We start from the raw sequence: 1935 nt of genomic DNA, 5'->3' as shown, positions 1-1935 counted from the left end.
CGGCGATGAGGCCGAAAGCGAGGATGACGCTGCGCATATTTGATACCTAGTCGAAGGAGTTCGTCGATGCGCTAACGGCTCAGCTCGGTGATCTATCCCTTCCGCTTACGGATCCGAGGCCACCCCTTCCGCGGAATTCGGCCGTGCTGGTGTACGGCACCGGCGGCTTCGCCTACGGCTCGGGCAGCGCCGACCGCTCGTTCGGCGGCTACGCTGGCAACGACAGCTTCCGCACCGGCTACGCGGTCGGCGGCGGCATCGAGTACGCGCTGGCTACCGACTCCTTCCTGAACTTCTTCCACTCCTCGGCCGTCACGCTCAAGGTCGAGGGCCTCTACGTCAACCTCGACCGCGGCAACCGCAACCAGGGCGCGCTCGTGATCAACAGCGCGGCCAACGCCCCGGTGTACTACAGCGCCATCGGTCGTCGCGACGACGAGTTCGCCGTCGTCCGCGCAGGTCTGAACTACAAGTTCGGCTCGTACTAAGCCACGCTGCAACTGAGCTTGACCTAAGCATCCCCAACCCGATCAAACTGGCCGCTTGGTCGAAGAACGCCCTGGGAGCACATCCCGGGGCGTTTTTTTATGGGCGTCACGGTACATACCTTCACCATGCCGATCCGGCCTGAGCATCGCTTCTTCTACCCCGTCGACTGGGCGCAGCTCTCGGCGGTGATCCGGTTCGGGCGAGCCAGAACTGCGTCGAGGCTTAGGGCGCCACCTGCAGCACCGATGCTAACGGCGCTACCGGTCCTATACAGATGGATCGAAGGCTGCCGCTATGGGGTGGAAGGCACGGGTGAGATCACCGTCCAACTGCCTGACCATGCCCTGTACGATGCCGTAAGCCTCCCCGCCCGGCAGTGGCGGTCGGTAGGATCGTCGTTCGATCAGCGCGCCGAAGACGTCGCAGACGGTCACCAGCCGCACGAAGTCCGGGATCTCCCATCCCTTGAGGCCATCCGGATAACCGGTCCCATCCAGCATTTCGTGGTGCGAGCGAACCGCCGCTAGCAGTTCGTCATCGAAGGCGCCGTTGACGAGCATGGCGTGACCGAGCGCGGCATGCGTGCGCATCACCACCAGCTCCGAATGGGTGAGGCGTCCGGGTTTGTTCAGGATCTCGATCGGCACGTGGATCTTGCCGACGTCGTGCAGCAGGGCGGCTCTCGTCAGGCGATGACGGTCGGCCACGCGCAGGCCGAGCGCGCCCGAGAAGGCGGCTGCCAGGGCCGCGACGATCAGGCAATGCTGATGGGTGGCGTCGTCGAACTGCCGGACCGCTCGCACCCAGTCGTAGACGCCGCTCTCGCTGACGGCACGAACAACTAGGTCGGTGCCCGCATCGGCCACGTCTGGTGTGATCGCGCCACCGGAGAAGAGCGCTTCCTGGAAGAACTGCCGAGCCTCAGCGGCCGTCGCTCGGGCAGAGTGCGGGATCGGTGCGCCCTGCAGCTGATCCAAGGCGGACAGCATCTGCTGCAGGTTGGCCGTGGCGCTCGCACCTAGAAGCCGCGCCTGCACCTCGGCGCGCGCGGCGTTGCCGTGCACGAGAAACAGATACGGCAGACCCGTAGTTCGGACCTGCGCCAGGGCACGGCGCAAGCGGATGATCGCGTCGGAGGTGAGCGCTTCGACGTCGCTGACGATCAGGTCAAACAGCGGCGGCGGCAGCTTGTCCTCGTAGAGGTCGTGGACATGGCAAGGCCCTCGCGAACCGAGACTACGTGCCAATCGCTGACCGCGCTGGAGGTCGTCGGTGATCAGCAGAAGCGCACTCATCCGATCGCCGTCAGAGGTTGTTGATGCGCACGGCGCAGCCTTCCACCTTCTGGAGGAACACGTCGATGTAGGTCAGTCCCGTCCCGGCTTCAGCGCGCAGGGTCGCGTTGACGGCGTCGATCCGGACGTCACCGCTCGGAGGCCGCGCCTG

The 1935-nt window shown here is 65.3% G+C and carries 1 protein-coding gene and 1 pseudogene; one reads left to right on the top strand and one right to left on the bottom strand.

Going from position 1 to position 1935, the window contains the following annotated elements; genetic code table 11:
• Positions 1 to 146 precede the first annotated feature (146 nt).
• Positions 147 to 488 (top strand): annotated as a pseudogene (locus MKK82_RS08680) (outer membrane protein); the annotation flags it as partial.
• A 267-nt stretch (positions 489 to 755) separates the two neighbouring features.
• Here MKK82_RS08680 and MKK82_RS08675 read toward each other — a convergent pair.
• Positions 756 to 1784: an HD-GYP domain-containing protein gene (locus MKK82_RS08675; protein WP_243985288.1), complete on the bottom strand. Its 1029-nt coding sequence runs from the start codon at positions 1782 to 1784 to the stop codon at positions 756 to 758.
• Positions 1785 to 1935: the final 151 nt, after the last annotated feature.

Source organism: Methylobacterium sp. E-046, assembly GCF_022829625.1.
Classification (GTDB): Bacteria; Pseudomonadota; Alphaproteobacteria; order Rhizobiales; family Beijerinckiaceae; genus Methylobacterium; species Methylobacterium longum.
This window is presented reverse-complemented; position numbering and strand designations above follow the sequence as displayed.

Excerpts from the sequence above, each read along its gene's own strand:
- MKK82_RS08675 (WP_243985288.1), bottom strand. The coding sequence starts at position 1,784 with ATGAGTGCGCTTCTGCTGATCACCGACGACCTCCAGCGCGGTCAGCGA.